Source organism: uncultured Parvimonas sp. (genome assembly GCF_963524015.1).
GTDB lineage: Bacteria > Bacillota > Clostridia > Tissierellales > Peptoniphilaceae > Parvimonas.
Genome location: NZ_CAURDT010000001.1, coordinates 147,548 through 167,260, shown reverse-complemented (window position 1 = coordinate 167,260; position 19,713 = coordinate 147,548). Strand labels below are relative to the sequence as shown.

Sequence of the window (19,713 nt, the reverse complement as noted above, 5' to 3'; positions counted from 1 at the left end):
CTTGTTGTTTCACAATAAAAAAATTGCAGGAAAAATCCTGCAATTTTTTAATTTGACCAATTTCCGTTAGTAAATACAGGAATTTCTTCTCCAGATTCTGTTATTCCAATTATGTTTAATGTTTCATCTCCGACCATAAAATCGACATGAACTAAACTATCGTTAGCACCTTTTTCTTTTAGTTCTTCTTCAGTCATCTTTTCTCCATCCTTTAAACAAGTAGGATAAGCTCTACCTAATGCTAAATGACAAGATGCATTTTCATCATATAGAGTTTCAAAAAACATTGTATTTGTATTTGAAATAGGTGAGTCAAAAGGAACTAAAGCAACTTCTCCTAAAGATAAAGCACCTTCATCTGTTTCTAATAAAGATTTTAATACTTCATAACCTTTTTTTGCCTCATAATTAATAACTTTTCCATTTTCAAATTCTAACTTAAATTCATCTATTATGTTTCCATTATAATTTAATGCCTTTGTACTATAAACAACACCGTTTATTCCATCTTTATGTGGGAGAGTAAATACTTCTTCAGTAGGCATATTAGCTGTAAAACTAATACCTTTAGCATTATATCCACTACCAGCCGCATTCCAAACATGGTTCTTTGGTAGTTCTATTGTTAAATTAGTACCTTTTTTACTAGAATATTTTAAATATTTGAACTGTTTTTCATTTAAATATTTTGCTCTTCTACTTAATTCACTAATATGTTCTTCCCAATCTTTAATTGAATCTCCTTCTCCTATTCTTGAAGTATAGAAAATCAAATCCCAAAGTTTTTCAACTGCATCTCCTTCTGAAAGATTAGGAAAAACAACTTTTGCCCAAGCTGGAGTAGGTGCTCCCACAACACACCAAGAATTTTTATCTGCCATAAGAGAAGTTGAAAAGTATTTCATAGCCTTAGAGTTTGCAACACTATTTGCTTTAATTTTCTCAATATCTAATCCATCAAATTTATTTGGATCATCGCCTACTACAGAAATAAAAACAGCATTACTGTCAATATAATCCGTATATTGATCTACTGTCCATTGTTTCACCTCAGAAAGCGTTTCAATACTTGCATATTCAAATTTACGTCTTGTAATAATGTCATCTCTCCAAACAACATTAACATCTCCAGCTCCAGCTTTATAAGCTACTTCTGTTAAAGAACGAACAAGCTCTTTTGCTTCAATATTTGCTCTAATAACAACTAGTTGACCTTTTTGTACATTTGTTCCAACTTTAATAATTGTTTCAGAGTATTTTTTAAGTTTTTCTTTAAAGTCCATAACCCTCTCCTTATATTATATTATAAATTAATTATACACTATTTTATTAAAAATGCAAACCTTAACAAAACATTTTATTTTATAAGATATTTTATTAAATCTATAATTAGAACACCATTTATGATTAAATTACATATTAAATGAGCTGTCATTGGTACATAAATATTTCTTGTTTTTATATATGAAATACTAAATGGAAATGCCCATATCATACATAAGAAAATTCCCCACCACGTTAAAGAATGTTCTAAAGCATACAAGAACATAGATAATAGAGATGTTATTATTAATATCTTATTATTTTTAAAAGAAATTAAATTTTTTCTAAAAAATGTTTCCTCAATAATTGGTGGAAAAATAATTGTTGAAAAAGAGAATAATATTAGTTTTAACCAATTATCAGCTCTCAATAAAATCATACCTTTATTAATATTAGGAAATATATTTTCTAAAATAATAGTAAAGTAAAATGCAATAGAAATTAATACTACTGTTAAAATTACTTGTATAAAAAATTTTTTGCCACTCTTGATAGCGTTATACCACTCTTTTATAGATAAATCTTTTCTTATATAGAAATAGATAGCTAATAAAAAATAAAAGCAAAAATTTGTATAAATATAAAATTGTTTTTCTACAATAAAACATGACACTACAAATAAAAGTTCTATAAAAATTGGAACAAAATTAGACTTTATATATTTAGTTTTCATCACATCAACCTCTGTACAATTTTTAACTACTGACTTTATATCTAAAATAGTTTAATACTATTATATCACGAAATTAATATTACTTAATCAAAAAAATAATGGAGAAAAACTCTCCATTATTTTTACTACATTATTTTCTAGAAAATGAATTATATTTATAGAAAAATTTTTTTAATATCTCAGCTGTTAATGCGTATAGTAATGAAACGCCAAGTAAAGATATCAATACCTTAATAGGTAGAGCTATTAATCCTAAATATGAACTTATTGGGCTATATACAATCACAAACAAAACCACAGCTACTCCACTTACAGCAATCAACAATTTATTGCTTGGCTTACTGGCAAAAACAGGTCTTGCTGTTCTAACAATAAGCATTACCACCATAGCAGAAATAATAGACTCTAATAACCATCCAGTATGAAATAATCTTTCATCGGCCTTAAAAGTAAAGAGTAATAGTGCAAAAGTTATATAGTCAAACACTGAAGAAATAATTCCAAAAAGAATCATAAACTTCTTTATAAACTTTGTATCCCATTTAACAGGACTCTTTAACCAATCTTCATCAACAGAATCTGAAGCAATTTGTAGTGAAGGAAAATCTGTTAGTAGATTTGTCAAAAGAATTTGCTTAGGCAATAAAGGTAAAAAACTCAAAAACAAACTTGCTCCTGCCATTGAAAACATATTACCAAAATTTGCACTTGTGGCTACAAATATATATTTTAAAGTATTAATAAATGTCCTTCTACCTTCACTTATGCCTAATACCAACACCTTTAAACTATTTTGTAATAGTACTATAGAAGCTGCATCTTTAGCTGTATCAGCAGCGGTATTTACAGATACTCCAACGTCTGCTTGCTTTATGGCAGGAGAATCATTAATACCATCTCCCATATATCCTACTATTTCTCCTGCCTGTTTATATGCCATAATTATTTTTTCTTTTTGATTAGGACTTATTTCAGCAAAAATATCTATATCTAAAACTTTCTTATTAAGCTGACTTATAGAATATGAATCCAGTTCTTCTCCTAATAAAATCTTTTCAGGATTAAGTCCAATTTGACTACCTATATTTTTAGCTATAAGACTGTTATCTCCTGTAATCATTTTTAGAGAAACTCCCAATCTATTCATTTCGGCAACAACATCTTTTATATCGTCTTTTAATGGATCCATAAATAGTAATAGACCTACAAATACCATATCTTCTGCTCTTTGATTTTTAATTTCTATATCATCTTCTATAAATTTATAAGCAACACCTAAAATTCTATAACCTTGACTTGAATACTTATAAAATAAATCTAGTATATGTCTCCTAACTTCTTCAATATCTCCACCAGTCTTATCTGATTTTTCATAAGTTTTGCATATATTCAGTACGCCTGTTAATGCCCCTTTTGTAACCATTATATTTCTACCATCAAAATCTAGGTCAGTTTTTACAACGACACTTAAAAGCTTACTTTCAAAAGAGTAAGGTATTTCAAATATTTTTTCATATTTAGAAAAATCATTTTTATTTGCTTCTAAAATAGCTTGGTCAATAGGATTCGTATATCCTTCTTGAAAATATGAGTTTATAGATGCTAGTTTGCTTACATTATCTGATTTTTCACCATTACAATCTAAAGCAGAATCAAGCTTTACCTTTCCTTGAGTGATAGTTCCAGTTTTATCAGAACACATTATAGTCATTGAACCGAAGTTTTCAATAGCATTTAATTTCTTTACTATAACGCCTTGTTCCGACATTCTCTTAGCACCTTGTGATAAATTTACACTTATAATAGCCGGTAGCATTTGAGGAGTTAACCCTACTGAGAGAGCTAATGCAAACATAAAAGATTCTAAAAAAGATTTATTCAGAATAATATTAAATAAGAATATAATACCAATTAATAAAGTTGTAACATGAAGTATCAAGTTACCAAAATCTCTTATGCCTTTTTCAAAGTCTGTATCAGAATCTTTTTTATCCAAAGATAAAGTAATTTTTCCAAACTCTGAATCTTTAGCTAGATTTACTATTACTGCCATACCTGATCCACTTATGACATGAGTCCCCATCCAAAGTGAATTTTTCCTATCAGAAAGTCCCGTATTGGCAGGTAACTTTTGTATAGTTTTTTCAACAGGAAAAGTTTCACCGGTTAAACTTGATTCATCCATTGAAAGCGAATTTTCTTCTATAAGTAGACAATCAGCTGGAATCATATCACCAGTTTTTATATTTATTATATCCCCTATTGTCAACATCGCATTGTCTATTTCTTCAAGTTTTCCATCTCTCAAAACAGATGATTTTACACTTACGGAAGAAAGAAGTTTTTTTACTGCATTATTAGCTTTGCTTTCATGACTATAACTTAAAAATGCAGAAATCATAATAATGATTAGAATGATAATACCATCAGAATAATCTTTTAAAAACATAGATAATATTGCTGCAAAAATTAATATCATAATTATAGGACTTTTGAATTGATTTATGAATATGCCTAAATTTGAAGATGATTTCTTTTCTTCAAAAATGTTTTGTCCATATTTATCAATTCTTTCTTCTGCTTCTTTACTTGATAATCCGGCTTTATTAGTTTTTAATCGTTTTAATATATCATCTAAATCATAAGACCAGAATTCTTTCATAATATCCTCCTTGTTATATTTTAAACATATTACTAAAAAGAGTGATATAGTATGCTTTTAAAGCAACTCTTGTCAACTTTTAAAATTAAAGAATTACTATATAATGTTAAAATTAACCTAATAAAATAACATCAAAAAAATATGTAAAAAATTAAACTATAATTTTAACAAAATCAATAAAGCATCATATTGCTCATTCTCCTAAAGATGTGTGAATAATTTTGTGTATAGATTCTTTTAATGTATATAAAATATATTACTTATAAATATTTTTTAGGACAGATATTTTAAATCCATCTTGATTTATATGTTATCATAGCTACCTTTAAATTTCAACTTATTTTACTAAAATTTTTAAAATATTAAGACCATTTTTATTGTAGCTGTATCACTAAAAAATTTGAGAATTGCTGTCATAGAGATGCAAAAAAATGGTTTGTCTATCTTTAGTCTTAACGGTGATTCTCTTACTTTTTTGAGTTTAGTAACTAAGATTAGAAAGTAAAAATTAAAAAATGCAATAAAAAAGTTAAGGAGTATTATTAAACTTTACTCCCTAACCTTAGTTACTAAATTAGTATTTTATTTAACGCCTGTTAATGCAACTCCATTAACATATAAAGTATATCCATTACTTATTACATTTTCAGGATTTCCATTAAATTCTGTAACATAACTATCTCCAGTTAATGTCCATGTACTAGAACTATCAAGTGTTACAGATACTTTTCCTACATCTGTTGATACAGAATTACCTTCTGCATTTGTTATTTTTCCATCTATATAACCTTCAAAAGTAGAATTATCAGATATTTCTAATGTAAGACTTGAATCGCTACCAACCTTAATTGCTCCTGTAAGTGTTTGAGAAGAGGCTTTTAATGTTGCAATATTGCTTCCTCCACTCCATCCATCAGCACATACAGATAACAAAATATTTTCTTAATCTTGATTATCAATTTTTACATCTTTTAATGTAATTATTGAATTAGTATTAGTTACATGAAATACATGTCCAGTTTTACTAGTTAGACTTCCACCATTCATCGTAAATTGGCTTGTACCACTTGCAGCATCACCAGACATTGATTGGTAAATCATTATACTATCTAAAAACTTTGCATTTCCATTTCTTTTAGTGTTATTCGCAGTTAAATTAGAATTATTCAAAGTAATTGAATTTAACCCTTCAATACAAACTCCTTCTGAAAGATTTGAAGTTAATGTTGAATTTGATACTGTAATATCAGCAGTAGAATAAATTGCAGGAGAACCTAAACCATTAGAAGTATATGTTCCTCCATCAACAACTACTGTTCCACCACCTCTGTCAGTTCTTATTGCAGCTGATGATTGACCACTAGTAGTAATATCTAAGTCATAAGCATAAGTTGTACCACCACCCGTAGTCATAATACCTCCTGATCCTCCACCGGTTGTTACTATCTTGGTATTACGAATAGTTACTGTAGTTCCATCATCTTCAGCACCATTATTTCCACCATTTCCTCCATAACTGAAAACTCCATTAGCACCATTTGCACTAGTATTAATAGTACCACCTGTTATAGTTGTCTTAGACCCATCTTTAACTAAAATACCTGCATTCAATCCATAGAAATTACTATTATCTCCACCATCAGAATCTCCAGATTTTGTAACTGTTGGATTATTAATTGTAACTTCTTCTGATGTTTTTATAAGCAAAGCATTTTCATCACTACTTGTACTAGAGTAAGTTTTATCTGTTTGAGTTTCACTAGAAGAAATCTCTACTGCTCCAGTATAAGTAATATCTGAACTACTTTGTCCTGGAGGACCTCCTCCTGGACCTCCACCACCATCAGGTGGAGTACCATTTTCATTTTTTACTGCCTCTTCAGTATTGTTTGTTGATGTTTTTATATTATAGGCATATAACCCAAAACCACAAGCTGTTGCTAATAAAATTGCAAGCAAACTTATTAATTTCTTATTTCTAAACTTTTTCATAATATTTACCTCCTTATCTTTTATGAGTTTATTATAAAGCAGTTTTATTGAAATAAGATTGAAATTTTTAATTTTTTATAAAAAATTTAATAATAAGTTTAAATTTCCCATTTTTTATTAAAACCTCTATATTTCCACCATGTTTTTCGACAATAGCTTTTGCGATAGAAAGACCTATCCCATAATGTAAATCTTCACTATTTCTAACTTCATCAACTCTATAAAATCGATCAAAGATATGATTAAGTTTTTCTTGTGGAATTTCATTACTATCATTGATTAAATTTAACTCAATAGTATTATTTTTTCTTTTTAAATTTATATTAATATTTTTTCCAGAAGAATGCCTAATTGCATTATCTAGTATGATAGATACAAGCTGTTTAAGTTGTATTTGATTTCCAATTAAATATACATCTTCGTCAATATCTATTATAAATTCTTTTTCTTTTTCAAAAGCAAAACTTTCAAAAGCTAGTATTTCTCCTAAAATAATCCTAGAAAAATTTATATTTTCCATAGAAACAATCACATCTTCTGCGTGTGATAAATCTAAAAGTTGTTTTATAAGAATACCCATTCGCCCATTTTCATATTTAATATTTTCAAGCCATTCATTATTACCGATTTCTCGAGAAAGTAATTCTGTATTTGTTCCTATAATTGCAACCGGTGTTTTTAATTCATGACTAGCATCGGATATAAATTGTTTCTGTTTACGATCATTTTCTTCAAGTGGTTTTATAATACGTTTTGATAATGCTAATGATATTAAAAACATTCCTATAATTGAAGTAAATCCTACAATCAAAACATATCGAAGCATAGTTCTTAATCCAGCTTCTGAAACAGTGTTATCCATAAATGCAACAAGAGTATATCCATTTTTATCTTTTACGACATAAGATAAATTACTAGTTCTTCCAGAATGTTTTTTTTCATCTAAAATGCTCTTTGCAATCTGTGTCAGTTTATCATTGTTATACAACTCTTTATTTCCATTATCTACAGCAAGTACTGAACCATTGTTTGAAATTGCAACCGAATAAAAAGTTGACAATTGATAATCTGAATTTTTATTAGGATTTTTTTCTAACTCCAAATTTTTATTTTTTCTATCTTTTTCTTTGTTATCTATGGAATAATCCTCAACATATCGTTCTAACATATCTAAATTTTTTTGTCTAATCTCTCTAAAACTAGCCAATAAAATTACTGACAAAGTTACTGCAAATAAGATAATAATTGAGCCCATAATTGATAATATTATCTTTTTTCTAGATTTACTAAACATCTTTTTCCCTCAATTCATATCCTAAACCACGAACAGCTTTAATTTCTACCTTTGAGCCTACAAATGCAAGTTTCTTTCTTGTAAATGACATGTATACTTCCACATTATTATATTCAGTTTCACTTTCAAATCCCCATATTTTCACTGCAAGTTGCTCTCTAGTCATAATTTGACCATTATTATTAAACATATACTCTAAAATTCTCAATTCTTTTTCGCTTAGTCTAACATTTTGACCTGTAGTATCACAATTTAACATTGCAGTTGCTTTATCTATAGTAAGATCTCCATAATTTAAAATATATTCTTGAAATGAAGAAGAACGTCTCCCCAATGCACGAATCCTAGCTAATAGTTCTTTAGTTTGAAATGGTTTTGTTAAATAATCATCAGCACCACTATCAAGCCCTTCAACTTTATCATCCAACTGACTCTTTGCAGTTAACATAAGAATTGGAGTCTTAATACCATTTTTTCTCGCTCTTCTTGCAACTTCAAATCCATTCATTTCTGGCATCATAACATCAAGTACGGCAATATCATAGATTCCACTTTCTAGAGCCATAAGTGCAGAATCACCATCCTCCATATGATCTACATCATATTTCTCTTGCTTCAACAATTCTACAAGTGCCCTTGCCATCCTTTTTTCATCCTCAGCTAAAAGTATTCTCATTATATCACCGCCTTTTTATTTCTTCAAAATATTAATTAGTCAAGCGAAAAATGAATAAAAGAGAAAATTTTATTAATTTTCTCTATATTATTTCTATTAATACTATTTAATTTTTATACTTTAAGAATAATCGTTAAAATTATCTTCTATTAACTCATAATCAATAGATGACTGTAAATTTCCTAATTGATCTTTCCACGAATCAGAATTAATTCTTATTTTTTTAAATCCTAATAGTTCGTAAATATGCTGAGCCCTTTTATTATTAACATTTGTATCCAAAATGATAACTTTAAAACCCATAGTAAACAGTTCTTTTATAAAAAGACTTAAAATCACTCTCCCTAGTCCTTTTTCATGATAGCTAGAATTACATATTTTAATGCCAATTTCTGCTTTGTAATCTTGTATATTTCGGTAATTCATTTCTCCTATTGGCATATTATCATATTCAATTATAAGTGTACGTCCATTTTCATCACTTTCTTGTAAAATTTGGCTCTTAATTTCATCCGAACTTATGCCTAATCCGTTTGGAAATCCAGCATGAGACATAACTTTACCATCATTCCACCATTCAGCAAGTTGCTCACAATCTGTTATAACAGAATTTCTAATACGAATTTTATATTTACTAATATCCATTAATTTTTCTCAAAATACTTCTTTAATATTATTCCCACTCGATTGTTGCTGGTGGTTTGCTTGTTATGTCATAGACAATTCTGTTTATATTTTCTACTTCGTTTACTATTCTTACGGAAACTCTGTCTAATACTTCATATGGAATTCTTGCCCAATCAGCTGTCATAAAGTCTGTTGTTGTAACTCCTCTTAGGGCTAGAGTGTAATCATATGTTCTAAAGTCCCCCATTACTCCAACTGTTTTGTTATTTGTAATAACTGCAAAATATTGACTTATATTTTTATCTTCTCCTGCTTTTGCTATTTCTTCTCTAAATATTGCATCGGCATTTCTTAGTATTTCTAATTTTTCTTCAGTAACCTCACCCATTACTCTTATTCCTAAACCAGGTCCTGGGAATGGTTGTCTGAAAACTAAATATTTAGGCATTTTAAGTTCTAAACCTAATCTTCTTACTTCATCTTTGAATAAATCTCTTAAAGGTTCTATCAAATCTTTAAAATCTACAACATCCGGAAGTCCTCCTACATTGTGATGTGATTTTATAACTTTTGCATCTCCAAGCCCTGACTCAATAACGTCCGGATATATTGTTCCTTGAGCTAAGTAATCTACTTGACCTATTTTTTTAGCTTCATCTTCGAAAACTCTAATAAATTCTTCTCCAATTATTTTTCTTTTTTGTTCAGGATCTGTAACTCCTTTAAGCTTTTCTAAAAATCTGTCTTTTGCATTTACTCTTACAAAATTTAATTCATCATTTTTAAAGGCTTCTTCTACTTCATCACCTTCATTTTTTCTCATAAGTCCGGTATCAACAAATACACAAGTTAATTGGCTTCCAATAGATTTTGAAAGTAATGATGCACAAACAGAAGAGTCAACCCCTCCTGAAAGAGCTAATAAAACTTTTTTATCTCCTACAGTTTGTTTAATTTTTTGTATTTGTTCATTCATAAAGTTTTGCATTGTCCAATCACCACTTGCATTACATATATCGTAAAGAAATGATTTTATTAATTCTTTTCCTTCTTCTGAGTGATTAACTTCTGGATGATATTGAACTGCATAAATTTTCTTTTCTTCATTTTCTATTCCAGCATAAGGACATGTATCAGTATGTTGAATACATTCAAATCCTTCGGGAAGTTTTACAACTTGATCTTGATGACTCATCCAAACAGTTGTTTCAAATTTCATATTTGAAATAAGCTTTGAATTTTTATCTTTGATACATAAAGTTTTTCCAAATTCTTTTTTATCAGCTTTTTCAACTACACCTCCAAATGTTTGAGATATTAATTGCATTCCATAACATAATCCTAAGATTGGTATGTTAAATTCAAAAATTTCTTTTTCAATTTTTGGCGCATTTTCGTCATAAACACTATTTGGTCCACCAGTAAATATTATACCAATAGGTTTTTTTATCTTTATTTCATTAACTGCTTTATTGTAAGGAACAACTTCACAATATACATTAAGATCTCTAACTCTTCTAGCAATTAATTGGTTATATTGTCCTCCAAAATCAACAACAAGTATTAATTCATTTTTCATAAAATAGTCTCCTTATTTTTATTTAACAATAATATTATATAATAATAATAGCAAAAGGTAAATATTAATATAATCATTTTAATTAAAAAAGGAAGCTTCCGCTTCCTTTTGGTTAGTAATTTATTTTACTTCAGTTGGTACAGTAATTTTACCATCTGCAATGCTCTTCTTTAATTCTTCAATTTTTTGTTTTAATTCATCAGGAATTTTAATCTTTAATTGATCTTCTTTTCCATATGCAACATCAACACCGTTTGTTTTAAGTGAAAATTCAATAGTTTCTCCACCTCTGAATTTTCCTTCATATAAATCTTTTCCAACACTCTTAATAGCTTCGTTTACTTTTTTGATTGTAGAAGCTACAACATATTCTGGTGCTAAGTAAGATTGATCTCTATCTACACCAAAAACAAATTTTTTGTTTTCTTTGGCTGATTCGATTACTCCATTACCAGTTCCACCTGATGCATGGAAAATCATATCAACACCTGATGAGTACATGCTATTTGCAATAGCTTTACCTTTAGTAGCATCACCAAAACTTTCAGCATATTGAGCAACAACTTCTACTTTTTTGTTATTGTCTTTTGCAGCAAGTTCAACACCTGCTCTGAATCCTGCTTCAAATTTTTTGATTAATGGAGATGTAATACCACCAACAAATCCTACTTTATTTGAAGTAGTTAATGTTCCAGCTAAATATCCAACTAAAAATGAGTTTTCATTATCTGCAAATATTGTTCCAATTAAATTCTTTGGTGTGTTTTCAAAAGAAGAATCAATAATTACATATTTTTGATCAGGATTAGCTTTTGCAGCAGCTTCAATATCTTTTGCTAGCGCAAATCCAATTCCAGCAATTAAATCATTTTTAGCATCAAGTAAAGTTTCTAAGTTCGTTTTGTAATCAGAAGCTTGTTTACTTTCAACATAAGTAGGTTTTTCAATTATACCTTCTTTTTCTAATTCTTTTAATCCTTCATAAGCAGATTGGTTAAAAGATTGATCATTTACACCACCAGTATCTGTTACCATAGCATACTTAATTGGTTTTTTAGTGCTTTCTTTTTTTTCTTCTGTCTTTGTGTCTTTTGATTCATTAGGTTTAGAAGAGCAACCTGTTAAGATCATAGCGCCAACTAAAAGTGCCGCAAAAGTCTTTTTGAGTTTCATATAAAACCTCCTAGTTTATTTAGTCAAATACATTATATATCAAAGTTATCAAAAATTCAATACTTTTTTACTAATCTCCGACTAAATTGTCACCATTTCCTGAATTATTGTCATTTTTCTTATCATGATTAATATTTTCACCTGATTCCGATTTACTATCTAAATACTGCCCTATTATATCTCTAACAATTGGACCACAATAAGCTCCAGCTCCACCTTGAAATATTACTGTTGCAATAGCAATTTCTGGTTTATTATAAGGTGCAAAAGAAACATTCCATGCATAGTTATCATATGCTTGTCCAGTAACTGGATTTACTCCACTTTTTTGTGCAGTACCTGTTTTTGTTCCAATTTCAATTGGTAAATTTTTAAATATTTTAGAATTTTCTGAAGTCTTAGATGCCATATTCATACCTTCCAAAATATACTTTAGATTTTTAGGATTAAAACTAGATTTTTCAGTTTCAGGATTATTTTGAAATGAAACTGTCTTATTATCATAACTTACTATTTTTTCAATAACAGATGTTTTTATCTTCTGACCTCCGTTTGATATCATCGCCATATATCTAGCCATTTGAATTGGAGTATATGCATTTTGACCTTGTCCAATTACTGTATTTAAAGAGTCTGCATTAGACCAAGAAGCTTGATTTAAATAATCAAACTTTATCATATCAGCTAGAGTAGTTTTTGAATTAGAAACAGTTTCTTCTGCTTTTAATTCTAATTTTTCTAATCTTTTAATCACTTCAGTTCTTGATGGAACAGTATCTTCATCAGCCCAACTTACAATAATATCAATAATTTTATTAAAATCATAGTCATCTTTATTTTTTCCATCCAATATATATTTATCAATTTCTTTTTCGAGTTTTTGCTTTAACATAATTTTTGTTAAAGATTTCTTAGTATTTGAATCAGGAACAACACCCTTACTTTCTTTAGGTACATTAATTTCAATTCCTGTTCTTTCACCAAGTCCCAATTCTTTTACTGTTTTTGATAAATCTTCTATTGTAACTTTAGTTCCAGTTTTTTTATTTGATTTTGGGTTTTCTCCTAAAGCTAAAGCGTAAAAATAATAGTTACAACTGTCTCTTAATGCTGTTCTTAAATTTTCATTACCATGAGTTTTTTTATATTGATTCCAAATCCAACAACCAAATTTAGTATCCCCAACATCCATTACACCTTGACAGTTAATGTTTTCATTAGGATTCAATCCTTTTTCAAGCGCTGTTAAAGCAGTTGCCAATTTAAAAGTAGAACCTGGTTGTGAAATACTTTGAGTTGCTATATTATACAGAGGTCTTGGAGCAAGAAAATCTCTTGGATCTTCAGGAAATAAACTTATCCAATCACTATTTGAAATTCCAGTTACAAAAAGATTTGGATCATAGGAAGGATAACTTGCAAGAGCTAACACTTTTCCTGTTTTTACATCGAGAACTACAACCGCTCCGCTTGTTGCATTTTTATGACTTTCATTAGGTCTATAGCTTCCCCACTTACTTTTATATTCACTTCCATTTCTTATAGATTCTAAAGTACGTTTTAAAGACTCTTCTGCTACCTTTTGTAAATCTGAATCAATTGATAAATAAACATTTTTTCCAGGAATAGCTTGTGTTTCAGAAATAGTTTCTGTTCTATTCCCTCTATTATCAACCATAACTTTCTTGAATCCATCCTGTCCTTTTAAAGAAACTTCTTGACTTTCTTCTACTCCCGTTTTTCCAATGAAACTATCAGAAGAGTAACCCTTATCTTTACTATATTTTTCAATTTCATCTTGCTGTGATATTTTTCCAATATATCCTAAGATATGTGAAGCCATTTCTCCATTAGGATAGTACCTTATAGGTTCCATTGAAACCGTAAACCCATTGTTATTCTCAAATTTTTCTTTTATATGAGAAATACAGGGTTCAGAAATACCATATGTTAATGTTATAGGAATATATGCTTTATCTCCTTGTAACTCTACTTTTCTATTTAAAACCAAATAACTATATGCATTATAATCATCTAAATTTTCAATAGAATATGTCTTTTTTAAAATTTCAAATAAACTTTCAGCAGTATAATCATCTTTAATTTTATATCTATTTTTTATTTCTGTACGATTTATATTATAAACATAGTCAAATGATTTACTAGTTATTGAAATTTTTAAAATTATATTGTTTTCTGTATTTACTTCTTGAGCAACAGTTTTTATTTCATCTGATAGAACAAAATCATAGAGTATATTATTATCTTCAGCAATAGAAATTAGATGAGTTAAAGGTTCTACATCATTTTTAGAATTATCTTTATAATTAAATTGAACTACTTCCTTATCCTTTTCATCTTTAACAAGAGTATAATCAACATTTGCATCTATACCTTTTTCTTCTAATTTTTTTAATAATATTTCTGCAGGAATGATTTTATTACCATTTTTATCAACTTTGACATAGCTCAATAATTTATCCATAGTAAACTTTCTAACCATATTGTAAAAATCATCTTTTGCACTTGTCTCCATTGTTACCTTAGAATTTTGTTTATTTAATTCAGATTTAATTAATAATAAATTATATCTATTTAAATCAACTAATGGTTTTAATTCAATATTATTTAAAAGATTTCTATTTTTTAATTCATCATAAACTAATTTTCTTGCCAAAGGTTGATCTAGTATTTTTCTTATTATTGATTTATCATCTTTTACTAATGATGCAACATGAGAATAAATACCTTTAGAAAGATCTTTTCCTTTTGCATATTCATCATATTTTGTACCTTTAGTAAAAGTAATTTCTCCACTATCTACATCAAAAAAATCACTTGGAACATATATTCCTTTAAGTTGTAAATCTCTAATAACTTTTTTAATTATATAGTAAGAAAATTCTGATGATGAATTTTTTTCAATTTTTAGTTTTAAAATATCTTCTACTAAATTATTTTCCATAATAATATCAAGTACTTTCTCTTTTGGAGATTTTAATTCAGTAAAATAATCTAAATCTGAAGAATATACAAAGTAATTAATTCCTAAAAAATAATCATCAGTATCCCAACTAGCACCATCTTTATTAAGTATTTTAATTAGTTCTTCAATCTTATTTGCTTTTTCATCTTTATTTAGTCTATTAAATTCATCTTTTAAAATTTGAACAGCTGGACTAGTTTTTACTCCTGCTAACAACTTTCCATTTTTATCATAAATATTTCCTCTAGGGGCAGTTATTTTTACATCTTTAAGTCTATTATTATCTGCTTTATCTCTATAGTCATTACCATTTATAATTGTTAAGTGAAATAATTTGAGAACTAGTGCAGACATCAAAATAAATAAAATTGAATAAACTATCTTATATCTTAATTGTCTATCATTAATCTTTTCTAATTTATTCTTATCAAAAATTTTCATATAAGTACCTACTAAAATCTAAATTTTCTCTTTTTGAATACTTTTCTCAACAAATAATTACATATCAAGTATAATAAAACATTCAAAATTAATTCAATAATTATTGGACCTTTTAAATAATTTAAAAGTTCAACTGAAGATGAGTTTCCAAGAATCATATTAATTATAGTATTCATAATCCAATAAAACAAAGTTGCTACTACTGTAATTATGGAACCTGAACGTATATCTCCTTTATTAATTGAATCTTCATTATATCCAACTATAAATCCTATCATATAATAAATTAATGCTCTAATTCCAATCAATTTTGAGAATAAAATATCTTCCAGAAAACCAAGAACAATTCCTGAATAACCTGATATATATGATCCATAATTCATAGCTATTGCTACAACAAGTGCTAGACTCATATTTGCTTTTGAGTTAAAAATACTAAAATTTGGCAATATAGCAGTTTGTATCATAATACTAGCAAAAAACAACAATACAATTTTTAATCTATTCATTCTTATCACCATTTCCTTTTAATACGAAAACTCTAAATAAAGTTGTAAAATCTACTGGAGATTTTACATTTATCTTTTTTTCTAAATTATTTTCTGAAGTTTTTACTTCTGTAACTTCACCGATATATAGATTACTTGGAAATACACCACCTCTTCCAGAAGTTACTAACTTATCTCCAACAACAACATCTGCATCTGATTTATACATAAACCCAGATAGAAAATCATTTTCTTGACCATTAATAGCACCAAAAGATTGAGTTCTTACAACATTAAAAGAAACATTACTTGCAGAATCAACTAAACTAGAAACTTTACTCCAGTTGTATCCCACTTCTATAACTTTTCCAACGACAGCCTTAATATAAGTGTTATTTTCGTCCCCTACAGTTCCCTGTACAATAATATCTCCAACTTTCACGCCATCTTTACTACCTTTATTAATATTAAATCTTACAAATAGATTATTATTATCTAAAGCAATTACATTAGCACTTAAAAGATTTTCTTTATTTTTCATATATAGATTATATTCATTTTTTAGAAATTCTTCTTTAGCAATTATATTCTCCATATTTGTCGCTTTTTCTTTAAGTTCTGCATTCTCAACTTTTAGTTTTTCATTTTCTTCTCTAATTGCTTTTGATCCAAAAATATTTTTAAAAACTTCCTTTGAATTAGCAATTGATGAATAAATTATTCTTGAAATTGAATTTGTAACTGTTCCTATCGCATTTTCACCAATATTCATAATAGAAGAATTATTACTGAAAAAAATAATAGAACTTAAAATAATTATAGTGGTGAAAAAAGATATCTTCTTTTTACGTGCTTTAATATTTCTAAATCTATTCATTACTTTTTCTCCTATTATTTTTAACTTTTAATTCACTTGCTAGTATACTAGCTCCAGCACAAGTACAAGTCAATGGATTATCAACGACGTTAATAGCTATCCTCAATTCATTTTGTAAATATTCAACACATCCATTAATTTTGGAACATCCTCCCGTTAAAAAAATCCCATTCCTTAAGACGTTACCAGTCATTGATGGTGGTGTTTTTTCTAATATAACTTTGATTGCATCAGCAACTGCATTAAAAAGCGGAAATAAAGAAGATGTTATATCTTTCCCATAAATTGTTGCATTTCTAGGCATTCCACTATTTATATCTCTCCCAAATATTGATAAATTATTAGTAATATTGCTAGTGATAAATGACGAAAGGTTAATCTTTATATATTCAGCAGTTTCTTTATCTATCATGAGATCATATTTATTTTTAACAATATTTATAATATCATAATCAACTAAATCTCCCCCAATATCTACAAACTTAGTTGCAACAACTCCTCCTAAACTTACTAGTGAAACGTCAACTGTTCCACCACCTACATTAGCTATAATGCTACCTGATGGCTCTAAAGCAGGAAGTCCCATTCCTATTGCGGTTGCTACGGCACTTGGAATAAATTCAACACTTCTAGCTCCAGAATATATTACACAATCTTCGATAGCTCTTCTATCAACTTCGGATATTCCACTAGATATCGCTATATATACTTTAGGATGAAAAATTGAAAAATTTGATTTTGCTTTTTTTAATAAATTAGTAAGCATTACTTGTGCAATCTCAAAATTTATTATTTTTCCACCCTTTATTGGTGATAAAGTTATAATATTATCAGGAGTTTTTCCTTCCATACTTTTTGCTTTCTCTCCGACTGCAACAATTTCATAATTATTTAAATCTACAGCCACTACAGAAGGTTCTATAATCTTACCATCTTTTCTTTTTGAGTAAATTAGAGTATTAGATGTACCTAAATCTAAAGTCAAATCTTCCCCTAAAATCCATGAAAAACTCATTATTCTACCTCTCTTATCTCATTAATCCCTTTTCTTTTAAACTTATATACTTGTTATATCCAATTATAATATGATCTAATAATCTTATTCCAACCAAATCTCCAACATCTTCTAACCTTTTTGTTATGTCTATGTCTTGTGAACTTGGAGTAGGATCACCACTTGGATGATTGTGCAAACAAATAATACTATTTGCACCATATTTCAATGCATACTTAAAAACTTCTCTTGGATGAACGATAGATGAATTCAAATCCCCTTTTGATATTTCGTTCCAAGATATTATTTTATTTTTTGTATCTAATAATAAGACGTAAAAATGCTCTTTCATTTCGTCTCTTAATATATTCATGAATATATCTGCAACACTTTTTGGAGAACAAAATGAAAAATTATCAACACATTCTCTCATGTTTAATCTTTTAAAAAGCTCTAAAGCGGAAATCAAACTACAGGCTTTAGATAATCCAATACCATCAATTTCCATAAGATCATTAATTGTAATCTCACTTATTCTATGAAATTTACTCATATAAATCCATAATTTTTTTGAAAGAGCTAAAACATCTTCTTTTTTTGAACCACTTCGAATTAAAATTGCTAAAAGTTCATATTCTGATAAACTTTCAGGACCAAATTTATAAAGTTTCTCTCTAGGCTTATCCGTTTCCTTTAATTCATTTATTGAAATAGTAAAAGTTTCAATATCTTTATATTCAATATTTTTTAATCTATTTACTTCACTTATTGTTTTATCTGCAAAAGGTATTTCTCCTTCTTTAACTTCTTTTTCAAATGATTCTTTATCTTTTATTTTTTCATTTTTTAAAAATACATTTAAATCTTTTAAAAATTCTTCATAACTATAATTTGACATAATAACCTCGTACAATTTTATACATAAAATTTGAAATCACACCAACTAGTATGCCTGTAAAAATTCCAATCATTCCTAAAATAGGAATAAAATTAACTAAAGTTCTTGAATTTAAAAGAACCATAGAAACTAGTATTTGAACCATAACATGAGAAACAGAACCTAAAACACTTATTCCTATTAAACTTAAAAATTTACTACAAAACTTATTTAATACATACATAATAATAATACTTGTAAATCCAGCAGTAAAATTATATATAAAACTTATTGGATTTCCTAAAATTATCACCAATAAAATAGCTTTTAAAAATGAAATAATAAATGCTTCCTTAAAGCCAAATAATAAAATAGAATTTATTATTATTATATTTGATAATCCTAATTTCACATTTGGTACGGGAATTGGAATATAATATTCTAGTAATGAAACTATTAAAGCTACTGAAACAAATAATGAAATTAAAACTACTTTTCTTGCTTTCACTAATTTACCACATCCAAATCATTAGTTTTTCTTGATTTTATTTGTATTACAAGTCTATTAGGCATACAAATAATTGCCTGTCCAACTTTATTTATTTTACCAAATTTAACATCAAGTTTATCAGGACAACTTGCTTCTATTACTCTAACACTTTCATTATCAACCTCTAGAATATTAAGTCCAAAAGAAGTTCTTATAGGATAAACTTTTTTTTCGTTACCAAAAGTGATTTGTTTAATCTCTTCTCCATTTACTTGAACACTAATATATTTATCACCAGTTGTTATAAAACTATTACTTATATATATAAATGACAGACAAAATACAACGATTAAAGTGAAGATAACAATAATATCACCTTTTTTCATACACACATCCTTATTTTTTATTAGAAATAACAATATTATATATTTTTAATAAAATTTATCAGTTCTTGTAAGGTAACATCATACCTCAGCATTAATTTTATCAAAATTTTATCTAATTTTCAATGTTTTAGAAAATTTTTTTAGAAAATACTTATTTTTTACAATAATAAACAAA

Annotated in this window: 17 protein-coding genes; all 17 read right to left on the bottom strand. The window is 27.6% G+C overall.

Annotated elements, in window-relative coordinates:
- Window positions 1-47: 47 nt before the first annotated feature.
- A complete protein-coding gene (locus RWJ08_RS00730) occupies window positions 48-1,283 on the bottom strand; it encodes an aminopeptidase (RefSeq protein WP_313960748.1) in 1,236 nt (411 codons plus the stop codon).
- A gap of 74 nt (window positions 1,284-1,357) precedes the next feature.
- Window positions 1,358-1,996, bottom strand: coding sequence for a CPBP family intramembrane glutamic endopeptidase (locus RWJ08_RS00725; RefSeq protein ID WP_313960747.1), 639 nt, complete (start codon window positions 1,994-1,996; stop codon window positions 1,358-1,360).
- A gap of 130 nt (window positions 1,997-2,126) precedes the next feature.
- Window positions 2,127-4,658 carry a magnesium-translocating P-type ATPase gene (gene mgtA / locus RWJ08_RS00720; RefSeq protein ID WP_313960746.1) on the bottom strand — a complete coding sequence of 844 codons (2,532 nt, stop codon included), beginning with the start codon at window positions 4,656-4,658 and terminating at the stop codon, window positions 2,127-2,129.
- Window positions 4,659-5,240: 582 nt separating this feature from the next.
- Window positions 5,241-5,591, bottom strand: a complete 351-nt coding sequence (locus RWJ08_RS00715) for a hypothetical protein (RefSeq protein WP_313960745.1) — start codon at window positions 5,589-5,591, stop codon at window positions 5,241-5,243.
- A gap of 9 nt (window positions 5,592-5,600) precedes the next feature.
- Complete coding sequence (locus tag RWJ08_RS00710; protein ID WP_313960744.1) at window positions 5,601-6,650, bottom strand: hypothetical protein; 1,050 nt, start codon at window positions 6,648-6,650, stop codon at window positions 5,601-5,603.
- Between the two features lie 67 nt (window positions 6,651-6,717).
- Entirely contained in the window at window positions 6,718-7,944 is a 1,227-nt protein-coding gene (locus RWJ08_RS00705; RefSeq protein ID WP_313960743.1) for a HAMP domain-containing sensor histidine kinase, read from the bottom strand.
- Window positions 7,937-8,620 carry a response regulator transcription factor gene (locus RWJ08_RS00700; protein ID WP_313960742.1) on the bottom strand — a complete coding sequence of 228 codons (684 nt, stop codon included), beginning with the start codon at window positions 8,618-8,620 and terminating at the stop codon, window positions 7,937-7,939. Before RWJ08_RS00700 ends, RWJ08_RS00705 begins: the two co-directional genes overlap by 8 nt.
- Window positions 8,621-8,740: 120 nt before the next feature.
- Window positions 8,741-9,265 carry a GNAT family protein gene (locus RWJ08_RS00695; RefSeq protein ID WP_313960741.1) on the bottom strand — a complete coding sequence of 175 codons (525 nt, stop codon included), beginning with the start codon at window positions 9,263-9,265 and terminating at the stop codon, window positions 8,741-8,743.
- A 28-nt stretch (window positions 9,266-9,293) separates the two neighbouring features.
- Complete coding sequence (gene guaA / locus RWJ08_RS00690) at window positions 9,294-10,826, bottom strand: glutamine-hydrolyzing GMP synthase (RefSeq protein WP_313960740.1); 1,533 nt, start codon at window positions 10,824-10,826, stop codon at window positions 9,294-9,296.
- Window positions 10,827-10,946: 120 nt separating this feature from the next.
- Window positions 10,947-11,999 (bottom strand): BMP family ABC transporter substrate-binding protein, encoded by a 1,053-nt coding sequence (locus tag RWJ08_RS00685; protein ID WP_313960739.1) that lies wholly within the window; start codon window positions 11,997-11,999, stop codon window positions 10,947-10,949.
- Between the two features lie 70 nt (window positions 12,000-12,069).
- Window positions 12,070-15,426, bottom strand: a complete 3,357-nt coding sequence (locus RWJ08_RS00680; RefSeq protein ID WP_313960738.1) for a penicillin-binding transpeptidase domain-containing protein — start codon at window positions 15,424-15,426, stop codon at window positions 12,070-12,072.
- 11 nt (window positions 15,427-15,437) lie between these two features.
- Window positions 15,438-15,935, bottom strand: a complete 498-nt coding sequence (gene mreD, locus RWJ08_RS00675; protein ID WP_009354286.1) for a rod shape-determining protein MreD — start codon at window positions 15,933-15,935, stop codon at window positions 15,438-15,440.
- The gene (gene mreC / locus RWJ08_RS00670; protein ID WP_313960737.1) at window positions 15,928-16,791 is read right to left on the bottom strand and encodes a rod shape-determining protein MreC; all 864 of its coding nucleotides are present in this window, start codon (window positions 16,789-16,791) and stop codon (window positions 15,928-15,930) included. Before mreC ends, mreD begins: the two co-directional genes overlap by 8 nt.
- Complete coding sequence (locus RWJ08_RS00665) at window positions 16,784-17,806, bottom strand: rod shape-determining protein (protein ID WP_293439669.1); 1,023 nt, start codon at window positions 17,804-17,806, stop codon at window positions 16,784-16,786. The genes mreC and RWJ08_RS00665 overlap by 8 nt, the downstream gene beginning before the upstream one ends.
- Before the next feature lie 13 nt (window positions 17,807-17,819).
- Window positions 17,820-18,683, bottom strand: coding sequence for a DNA repair protein RadC (radC, locus tag RWJ08_RS00660; RefSeq protein ID WP_313960736.1), 864 nt, complete (start codon window positions 18,681-18,683; stop codon window positions 17,820-17,822).
- The gene (locus RWJ08_RS00655; protein ID WP_293439665.1) at window positions 18,670-19,170 is read right to left on the bottom strand and encodes a Gx transporter family protein; all 501 of its coding nucleotides are present in this window, start codon (window positions 19,168-19,170) and stop codon (window positions 18,670-18,672) included. Before RWJ08_RS00655 ends, radC begins: the two co-directional genes overlap by 14 nt.
- Window positions 19,170-19,538 carry a NusG domain II-containing protein gene (locus RWJ08_RS00650; protein ID WP_293439663.1) on the bottom strand — a complete coding sequence of 123 codons (369 nt, stop codon included), beginning with the start codon at window positions 19,536-19,538 and terminating at the stop codon, window positions 19,170-19,172. The genes RWJ08_RS00655 and RWJ08_RS00650 overlap by 1 nt, the downstream gene beginning before the upstream one ends.
- Window positions 19,539-19,713: the final 175 nt, after the last annotated feature.

Coding starts and splice junctions, on each gene's coding strand:
- mreD (WP_009354286.1), bottom strand. CDS start 15,935: ATGAATAGATTAAAAATTGTATTGTTGTTTTTTGCTAGTATTATGATA.
- RWJ08_RS00700 (WP_313960742.1), bottom strand. CDS start 8,620: ATGAGAATACTTTTAGCTGAGGATGAAAAAAGGATGGCAAGGGCACTT.
- RWJ08_RS00705 (WP_313960743.1), bottom strand. CDS start 7,944: ATGTTTAGTAAATCTAGAAAAAAGATAATATTATCAATTATGGGCTCA.
- RWJ08_RS00665 (WP_293439669.1), bottom strand. CDS start 17,806: ATGAGTTTTTCATGGATTTTAGGGGAAGATTTGACTTTAGATTTAGGT.
- RWJ08_RS00725 (WP_313960747.1), bottom strand. CDS start 1,996: ATGAAAACTAAATATATAAAGTCTAATTTTGTTCCAATTTTTATAGAA.
- RWJ08_RS00650 (WP_293439663.1), bottom strand. CDS start 19,538: ATGAAAAAAGGTGATATTATTGTTATCTTCACTTTAATCGTTGTATTT.
- RWJ08_RS00730 (WP_313960748.1), bottom strand. CDS start 1,283: ATGGACTTTAAAGAAAAACTTAAAAAATACTCTGAAACAATTATTAAA.
- RWJ08_RS00710 (WP_313960744.1), bottom strand. CDS start 6,650: ATGAAAAAGTTTAGAAATAAGAAATTAATAAGTTTGCTTGCAATTTTA.
- RWJ08_RS00685 (WP_313960739.1), bottom strand. CDS start 11,999: ATGAAACTCAAAAAGACTTTTGCGGCACTTTTAGTTGGCGCTATGATC.
- RWJ08_RS00695 (WP_313960741.1), bottom strand. CDS start 9,265: ATGGATATTAGTAAATATAAAATTCGTATTAGAAATTCTGTTATAACA.
- radC (WP_313960736.1), bottom strand. CDS start 18,683: ATGTCAAATTATAGTTATGAAGAATTTTTAAAAGATTTAAATGTATTT.
- RWJ08_RS00680 (WP_313960738.1), bottom strand. CDS start 15,426: ATGAAAATTTTTGATAAGAATAAATTAGAAAAGATTAATGATAGACAA.
- guaA (WP_313960740.1), bottom strand. CDS start 10,826: ATGAAAAATGAATTAATACTTGTTGTTGATTTTGGAGGACAATATAAC.
- mreC (WP_313960737.1), bottom strand. CDS start 16,791: ATGAATAGATTTAGAAATATTAAAGCACGTAAAAAGAAGATATCTTTT.
- mgtA (WP_313960746.1), bottom strand. CDS start 4,658: ATGAAAGAATTCTGGTCTTATGATTTAGATGATATATTAAAACGATTA.